Below are 8381 nucleotides of genomic sequence, written 5' to 3'. Positions count from 1 at the left end.
GCCGCGTCACCACCGGCACGAACCTGCGCTAACCTAACCCCGCGACCTGGGGAACTTCGATGAGCAAGACCGGGGAAATTCGCTGAGCGCCGTCAATCTTGCTCGTTCGTGGATACGCGTGCGTATCCGATCATGAATTCATTCATTAATCGAACGGTGCTCTTGGCCCATTGCCAGGTCAAGAACAATCCCGTAAGCCGCCCCCATCCGGGCACGCGTTCCCTACCGCAACCGCGTGAATTCGCTGGCCAGTGAAATCGCAAGCCTCCGCCCGCAGAGCGTCCCTCTTGCGGGCATAACAAAGTGATTTGTTGGGGCGGAAGGCCGCCTTTGTGTTGTAAGCGACTCAGAACAGCGTTCCGAGGGTGGATTATGTGAGCAGTTCGAGGACGTTGATGCCTAGTCGCCCTTACCTTTTTTATCGCCTTTGTCGTTGTTTCCTTGCTTACCTGGGGCCTGGACCGTCGGGGACGGTGACGGCGTGGGCAGTGCGGCGGTGAGGTCGCCGCGGACCAGGTCGATCGATGCCTGAATTCGAGCACTCCGATCAGCGTTTATTGCCCCGGAGGCCGTGCCTTGTCGCAGTTGTGCCTCAAGGGCGTCAAGAGCGGCGATCGCATTTGCGGGTTTGCCGGTGGCGGCTGCCTGGGTGACGGCGGAGACGGATGTTTGCAATTGTGCGGCAGCCGCAGAGTCGATCCCGGGCACGGACGGCGCACACCCACTGAGTGCCACGGCGACCAAAACGACCGTGCACGTTACCGCGGCGACTCGCTCGGTCCAATGTCCCGAACCACTCACGGTGTCACGCTTTCCTGAAGCTGCTTGAGGTGTGTTCCGAGCGTGCCGGATACTGCCGGATATGTCGGTGCGGGTGGGGCGGCCGGAGGCTGAGAGTTCGACCAGGCGACCACCCCCACCGTAGCGGCGATAACTACGACGGCAGCGAGAGCGAAGCCGATGGTCCTTTTGCGGATCACCCCGAGCGGGCGCTTCGGTGCGCTGGGTCTCGGTTCCGACCGTTTCGGCTGCGGACGCCTGGACTGCGAAGTCCTCACTCGTGGTGCAACCTGGTGCGACTCCTCCGGCCGGTTCAACACCTCGGTTGCTCCTGTTACCACCGCGGTGTACACCTTGGTTGCCTGCAGCGAGGTTGCGTCGCCGACTTCATCAATAGGCGGTTCACGTAGGTCGAGAGGGGTTTCATCATTCACCGCCACACCGTTGTCTGAGTTGGCGAGTTCCCGTAAAACGACGGCAACGTCCATTGGCGGTAGCCGATGTTCAGCGTCGAGGGCTGTCATGTTTCTCAGAAGCTGAGCCCAGTGATCGCCTAGTGTGTCCGGCACGGTCGGTGCACGGTTCAGCCGCGCGCTGATCGTCTCGATCGTGTTTCCCGGGAAGGCTTTCTCGCCGGTCAAGGCTTCCAACAACACGAGACCGAGCGAGTAAACATCGGACGCTCCCGCTATTGCGCCCCCGCGCGCCTGTTCCGGGCTCAGGTAGCTCGCACTACCGATGATCAGGCCGGTCGAGGTCAGTCTTGTACCGTCGACCAATTGGGCGATACCGAAGTCGGCGAGCTTCGCGTGGTATTGCCGGTCGGGAAGTTCCGAGTGTGCCAGCAGGATGTTGGCCGGCTTGATGTCCCGGTGCACGATGCCCCGGCCGTGCATGTAATGCAACGCTTCTGCGATATCGGCGCCAAGATGCGCGACCAGTCTTGGCGGGAGGGGTGCTGTCATCACCTCGCGAAGGTTGGGCCCGTCAACGAATTCCATGACGAGAAACACGCGATCACCGGCCTGTGTCTTCTCGGTACCCGCGTCGAAGAGGGTCACGAGTGCGTGGTGGTTGAGCGCTGCTAGGGTATCGATTTCATTGCGTTGGCGGCGTATTTCTTCAGGGTCCGCCATCCCCGGCAGCATCAGCTTGAGTGCCACCTCACGCGGTAGCGACTGATCGGCGGCGCGGTACACCGACGCCATGCCTCCGCGGCCGATGAGGCTAGTGACGCGATAGCGGCCACCGATCACACTTCCGATGACCTCGTCATCCTCGCTCGAGGTTGGTCGAGCGGGACTGCGAACCGGCACGCGAACCTCCTTAGCCCTGCGCACACCATGGTAGACGAGTTGGCCGGGCTGAGACGATGGTCGACCCGCACTTGAGGGCTTCTCCTAACGACTTGATGCACATCATGACGGAGTGCAAGACATCTCTGCCGCGGTCAGCGGCAGTGAGTTTCTCATAGCTGCTGGAGGTCAGAGCGCCGATCAGCTATGTGTGTGGTTTTCTCGTTTGTCGCGAGATGGTCGTAGTGCGATCCAGAGTCCGCAGCGTCGGCAGATGTATGCGGCGCCATCCTCGAGCGCGTGGAGCTGGTGTCGCTGGAAGAGTTTCCCGCAGCAGGAGCAGACGAGGTTCCGGTCACTACTCATGAGAGGTGATCGCGTCGATGAGTTGCTCGGTTGTCGGGAGTCCCGCTAGCCCGGTAGGGGTGAAGTAAATGCGGCAGGCGAGATCGGTGGTCCTGCCGCCAGACTCGAACAGGTCGTGTCCGTCGAGGGTGATCGTCGGAGAGCCGGCGAAGGAGACCTGGGCTGCATCGTTGGAGATGGCAAGGAGACGGTATTTGACAGGTGTATCACCGTGCCCGGTCGCAGTGAGGGCGTCCTCGAGACGCTTGCCGGCCTCGATCCAGTTCGGGCAGGCATCGATATGGAGAATTTCGAAGATCATGCACCTGATCATCCTCCTGACGGGGACTGGGCACCACGGCGCTGGTCGCGAGCGTGGGCGAGACGGTAGGAGTCCAGTGCCGGTTTCGATGATGGCGCCGTTGAAGGTGCGCCGATCGCCGGGGAAGATCCGCAATGTCATGTCGTGAGACTATTTGGGCCAGGAGACGTTCCCTTCTGACACACCCCGAGCTCGCGAAGCGACAGCCAGCTTTGCTCCCGAACTCGTCGGTGAGGGGTTCCGCTTGTGGCGCACGGAGCACTCCGAGCTCGCCGACAAGTGGAGGCCACTGGTTCCCGGCGATACACCCCCGTTCGGGGACTGGCCGTTCGCGACGGTCAGCGTAGTTTGGAGCTATACCGATTCGAGGGCGTCTAGGGTAAGCGACTCGAATCGATAGGCCCTCACTAGCTTTCGGGTAGCTGGCGAGGGCTTTTTTAGTTCCTGGCCCAGCACGCCATCGGATATTCCGGGTGGAACTGACCAACTACTCTCACGCCACTCACCGCAACAGGTTCCCTTGTGACACGGCTCGACCCTCGAACTGATTGCTGCCGCCCCCTGGGCCGGCTGTCCCGTTGCCGACTTGCATGGCTCGGCAACTGGAGACGGCCGGTATGTTTCAGCGGTCGACCGACTGTCGCTGAACGGTGCGGTACACGGTGGAGCGGGCGACATTGAACAGCTCAGCAAGCTCGCTCGTGGAATGCGTCCCAGCCCGATGAACTTCCATCAGATGGCGTTGCTGAGCTGTCGACAGCTTCGGTTGCTTGCCCCGTAAGTGGCCTTTCGCTTTGGCCACTTGCATCCCTTCTCGCGTTCGGGCGCGGATGAGGTCGGACTCGAATTCGGCCACCATCGCGAGAACGTTGAACAACAGGCGCCCGACCGGATCGGTCGGATCATGGACGGATCCGCCAATGCTGAGCTTGACGCCCTTCACGGTGAGCTCGTCAATGATGTCTTTCGCATCCCGAAGCGAACGGGCCAGCCGGTCGAGTTTGGCAACCACGAGAGTGTCGCCGTTCCGGCAAGCGGCGAGTGCTTCGCGAAGGCCGGGGCGTGCCCGGTTTGTGCCGGTGAGTCCGTGGTCGGTGTAGATCAAGTTCGATCTAACGCCAAGAGCTTCCAGGGCGTTTTGTTGGGCGGTGAGATCTTGCTCATTCGTGGACACGCGTGCGTATCCGATCAGAAATTCATTCATAGTTCGAACGGTGCACTTCGGCCGGTCGAGGGGTCAAGAACAATCCCGTAAGCGGCCCCCACCCGGGCACCCTTCCTATGCTGCAAATCCCGACAATTGGCCCCTCCTGGAAGGCCTAATTTCGCGTCCGATAGTCGTCCCACTTGCGGGCACCTGATACGAGATCGGCTTCCCAAGTCGGTCCGATGCCGTGATGCCCCGTGGGTCGTCGAAAGAGGGAAGAGACGCTTCGGCCGTAACGGTGATATGTGGGGGATGGTTTTGGTAGGACCTTGCTCGGGAAGCTTCTGACCGGTCCCCCGCACTGGGGCGAGAGCGGATTTCTGAAGCTCGCTATGGTGAGGTAGCTTCCCCCGAACTCAGAAAGTAATCCATGAACTCGAGCTCCATCGTCGTTCTCATCGTGGTCATCATCTTGATCGCTGCCGCAGTCGGCTCGTTCTTTCTCATCCGCGCGAAGCGCCGGAAGGAGATGGCACGGATCGATGCGTTATCGCCGGTGGAGCGGGAACATCATGATGCGCTTGTCGAGCATGAAGCGGCTGTGAAGGGTGCAGAGAAGTCCCATCAGTCGGAGGTTAAGGCCCGCGAGTCTCGGATGAAGGCCGCGGAGAAAGCATTGTCGAAAGCACAGCAGATCGGTACGACGAAGCTTGCGGGTTATCGCGGAAAGGATGGGTTCATCAATCTCACCGGGACGACCATCCAGACGGCGCAGGGGACCTGGAATCTTGACCCATCGGTGAACGCAGTCGTCGACACCGCTGGGAATCTTGCTACAAGCAGCCGCTCTACGTTCACCCGTGTTGCCGCCGGTGGACTCCTCTTCGGGCCGGTAGGCGCGATCGTTGGTGGTGTTGCCAAGAAAGGCAAGATTCACGACACTCGCGAGTTGTACCTCATGGTCGAGGGACCCGACTTTGCAGGCGTCGTCACCTGCAACCCTGACGACGGCGCGAAGGTCCGACAGTTCGCCGTCGCTGTAAAGCAAGCCGCGCTCAACGCCGGCAATATTGCCGGCCAACGCGAGCACGCTGTTGCGCAGACGTTTGCGGCACTGGATGCTGAAAAGAGCAATCTTGGCGCACTAACGCAGGCTGCGGCCGCATTGGAAGCAGCCCGGAACAACACTGGACGAATTGATTCTGCGAATCGGGCAATCGAGGCTGGGCGCGTGGTGCTGTCGGCTCCAACGGAAGGCGAATAGCCTCGATCTGCCGATGACGGTTCTGGCAAAGGACGTCACCGCACAGCAGGTTCCCCTGCGGGCGCCCCTCACCAATGAGCCTCAGTTATTGGAGAACCGACCCGTCGGACAAATCCAAGTAGGTTTGGGTCCGTGAGCCTCTCACCGGTCAACACGATTGTGAACGAGGAGCAGTTGAAGAAATCACTTCTAGGGATCGTGATCTTGGCGTTCGTCCTCGTCGGGTGCTCTAGTCAGGCTTTGACGCTGACGCCCGAAGAGAGCGCCATTTCTGACTGCGCGCCCGGCCACGACCCGATTCCTGTCGCGACTCTAAACACCCAGACGCAAGCACCTTGCAAGTTGACGGGGGTCGATCTTGTGTTCCCCGATGGAACCGTTCTCGCAATTCCTGAGGGGTCGGCAAGCGGGTCCACGACGAAAAACTCCAAAGGCAGCCAAAAGCGATACACGTTCTACAACGTCGGCGTTTACGGCTTTGTTGCCGGCGTCGGACAGGCCGGATGTCAAGGTAGCCATGCTTGGGGTTCCACCGAGGCCAAAGTGAAAGTTCGCGAGGCGTTCGGCAAAAACTGGACCTGCGACGGATGATCTGCCGAAAGCTTCCTCAGGGGACCGTTAGCCTCAGCGCTTCGATCCCGGTCGCTTCTGCTGCAATCCCAGTTGCTTGCACCGTTGTGGAAGACAACTCGTGCACTTGGCGTTCCCTGATCGGGTCGCTGCTTTTTATTCGCGGGAGGCCGGTGGCTCACGCCCCGGCGTAATCCTCAGCCATTCACAGGGACCGCGCCTAGGGTCTACCCCGTGCACATCCTGAACATCGTTTCCTCTCCACGCTCCGACGGAGCATCCGTCACGGTCGCGAACGCCTTCCTCAAAGCCATGTGCAAAGACCATCCCGATATGGTCATCGACACCCTCGACGTCTGGCAGGAGAATCTCCCCGAGTTCGATGCCACGACCATCGGAGCGAAGTACAAAGGCGTGTCCGGGGAGGAAATGAACGAGACTGAGCAGCGACTTTGGGATCGTATCCAGAACCTCGCGGAACGTTTTCGTCGTGCCGACCGCATTGTTTTGGGAGTTCCGATGTGGAATTGGTCGCACCCATACAAGCTGAAGCAGCTCATCGACCTCGTCTGTCAACGTGACATGCTCTTCACCTTCGATGGCACCCATTTCAGACCGGCGCTCGATATCGAACGCGCCCTGGTGATCTTCTCCCGCGGGCAGTACTACGCGGAGGATGGGCCGACTCCAGCATCGCGGTGGGACCACCAATCAGGATTCATCACGTTCTTCCTCACGACGATCGGCGTCCGCGACGTGCGCACTCTCCTTGTCGAACACACCTGGGACGACCTGGTGAACGAATCGATCGCAGCTGCCCTTCACGAGGCAGAGGCTCATGCGCAGGACTTCTGATAGTGCCCGCCACTCGGGTTATTTCCGCGAAAATAACCGCCGAAGATGCGTTCCGCTTTCACAGACTGCGCCCTCCCCGTTACGATGGTCGCTTTCGTTCTCGAGCTGCGTCGCTTAGCGTTCCGCGAACGGGCGCTCTGTAGCCTGCGGCGGTTTGGTCGGACTGGTCCTGGTCAATTGTCGAAGGGTGCTCGCGCGATTCGGGTATAGACGATGACAATCAGCAACTGAGAGCCAGCGAGTGGGAAGAAAGCCCAACCGTATCTGTATCCGGCCTGAAGAAAACCGATTCCAAGGACGAGCACACCAATCGCACATAGGACCATGACGGCGGCGAGCACGAAGTTCAAACGGGGCTGAGCGTTCAGAGAGAGCCGAACGTCATCTACCCAGTCACCGTTTCTTGAACGCTTGAAGAGCACGACGGCAGTCAGCACGAATATTGCGACGCATACCCAAGGGACAACTGCTGCCACCGCATCCATTGTCCAAGAATACGAGCGCTCGAACGATGGTCGCGCCTGAACACTGCCTCGATAGCAGTCCTCTCGGAACGTGACCGATAGCGGTCCGGCGGATTCAAGTGGTCTCCTGCGGGCTTTCCTGAGCGTTCGAAATCCCGTCCGGTGGCCGTCCCGCTTGTGACGACGAGCCCGGTCGCGGGTCGGTGCGTCGACGAGGGCAATTCCACTTCAGTGAAATGATCGGTCCATGCCTGCCGAGGATCTGTCTGATGAGGACACTCGGCCGTCATCGGACCCGGCACCGTCCCAAGACTTGCGGCCGTTCCTTTGGCCAGTGATCCATTCCTGGGCGCTAGTGCTCGTTCCGATTGCCGGATGGATCGTCGCGCAGTCGCTCACCTCCCGGATCGCCCGTAATGACGAATACACTGGCGCGCTTATTCACACCCTCGCAGCGAGCGTCTTCGCCGTGATTCTTGGGCTGTCGGCGGTCACGAACGCGATCATCGTGACGTTACGGTTTCGGGACCGCCCATCAAGCTTCCGCTTCCGCAGGTTCCCCCTCGGACTGCTCATCCTTGCCACGGTCGCCGTCTCGTGGCTCATTTGTCTCGTCGTCGGCAACATTGCACAGTCGGTCGAGTTCTGGATGGCGATACCCCTCGCTCTCGCGTCGGTGTACGTGTTCATCCAGATCCTCCAACGTGACCACGCGTCGACCGGCGCTCGGCGCGAACGCCTAGCCGCGCGGCGGGATGCCCGCTCGCCCGCATCTCAACGCCGAGTTAGCGTGGCCAAATGGCTGGTCCCGATCGGGGTGGTTGTTGTGCTGCTGGGCATCGGAACTGTTTCGGAGATCGTCCCAATGGTTCACGTCGGTTGCCAAATCCAGGAGTACGGGAACTTCGACGGCAACTATTCGATGATGACAGACTGCGGAAGCTTCGCCGTTCAATCAGATGCAGCCTCGAAACGAGCGGCCAGCAAAGCGTTTTACTCATCGCGCCTTGTCACAATAACTACCCGCGGTTACGCCTTTGGGATCCCACCGCTCGGAATCGTGACGCAAATCACTTCAACACGCTGAGCCGCCCATCTGCCCGCTCAAGGTTCCCCTTTCGGGACGCACAGCCTCAGAGAAATTCATGCCCCAGTAGGATCCCGCCGCCCTAATCTCAATGGCCTTAACCCGGCCCACCCGAGCTCAAATTCTCACCTGTTTCCCGGTCGGGGTCCCTTCCTGATCTGAATGTGTTATGGCGCAGGACATTCCGGACGTTCGGGTATCAACACATCCCGGACGGTTCCGTGTTTTTTGGTCCGGACAGTTCTCCGCTGT

9 protein-coding genes are annotated in these 8381 nt (G+C 60.2%); 4 read left to right on the top strand and 5 right to left on the bottom strand.

Translation table 11 applies throughout. The features are described 5' to 3' along the window. Nucleotides 1–399: 399 nt before the first annotated feature. From ABIB54_RS17450 to ABIB54_RS17435, 4 genes are all read right to left on the bottom strand, one after another. Nucleotides 400–708: an FIMAH domain-containing protein gene (locus ABIB54_RS17450; RefSeq protein WP_354576801.1), complete on the bottom strand. Its 309-nt coding sequence runs from the start codon at nt 706–708 to the stop codon at nt 400–402. A gap of 89 nt (nt 709–797) precedes the next feature. Then, nucleotides 798–2096 (bottom strand): serine/threonine-protein kinase, encoded by a 1299-nt coding sequence (locus ABIB54_RS17445; protein WP_354576800.1) that lies wholly within the window; start codon nt 2094–2096, stop codon nt 798–800. A 337-nt stretch (nt 2097–2433) separates the two neighbouring features. Beyond that, nucleotides 2434–2742: a thioredoxin family protein gene (locus ABIB54_RS17440; protein ID WP_354576799.1), complete on the bottom strand. Its 309-nt coding sequence runs from the start codon at nt 2740–2742 to the stop codon at nt 2434–2436. Nucleotides 2743–3364: 622 nt separating this feature from the next. Continuing rightward, on the bottom strand, nt 3365–3946 hold the full coding sequence (locus ABIB54_RS17435) for a recombinase family protein (protein WP_354576798.1): 582 nt from the start codon (nt 3944–3946) through the stop codon (nt 3365–3367). Between the two features lie 373 nt (nt 3947–4319). Between ABIB54_RS17435 and ABIB54_RS17430 the strand changes: the two genes are divergently transcribed. The 3 genes from ABIB54_RS17430 to ABIB54_RS17420 all read left to right on the top strand — a co-directional run bounded on the left by ABIB54_RS17430 (nt 4320) and on the right by ABIB54_RS17420 (nt 6578). Further along, entirely contained in the window at nt 4320–5153 is an 834-nt protein-coding gene (locus ABIB54_RS17430; protein ID WP_354576797.1) for a hypothetical protein, read from the top strand. Nucleotides 5154–5285: 132 nt separating this feature from the next. Next, complete coding sequence (locus ABIB54_RS17425; RefSeq protein WP_354576796.1) at nt 5286–5744, top strand: hypothetical protein; 459 nt, start codon at nt 5286–5288, stop codon at nt 5742–5744. Between the two features lie 213 nt (nt 5745–5957). Beyond that, nucleotides 5958–6578 carry an FMN-dependent NADH-azoreductase gene (locus ABIB54_RS17420; RefSeq protein WP_354576795.1) on the top strand — a complete coding sequence of 207 codons (621 nt, stop codon included), beginning with the start codon at nt 5958–5960 and terminating at the stop codon, nt 6576–6578. 173 nt (nt 6579–6751) lie between these two features. Here the strand turns inward: ABIB54_RS17420 and ABIB54_RS17415 are convergent, their stop codons facing one another. Further along, on the bottom strand, nt 6752–7063 hold the full coding sequence (locus ABIB54_RS17415) for a hypothetical protein (protein WP_354576794.1): 312 nt from the start codon (nt 7061–7063) through the stop codon (nt 6752–6754). Nucleotides 7064–7289: 226 nt separating this feature from the next. Between ABIB54_RS17415 and ABIB54_RS17410 the strand changes: the two genes are divergently transcribed. Then, the gene (locus ABIB54_RS17410; RefSeq protein WP_354576793.1) at nt 7290–8129 is read left to right on the top strand and encodes a hypothetical protein; all 840 of its coding nucleotides are present in this window, start codon (nt 7290–7292) and stop codon (nt 8127–8129) included. The last annotated feature ends 252 nt before the right edge of the window (nt 8130–8381 follow it).

It is taken from the genome of Frigoribacterium sp. UYMn621, from assembly GCF_040549525.1.
Classification (GTDB): domain Bacteria; phylum Actinomycetota; class Actinomycetes; order Actinomycetales; family Microbacteriaceae; genus Lacisediminihabitans.
This window is presented reverse-complemented; position numbering and strand designations above follow the sequence as displayed.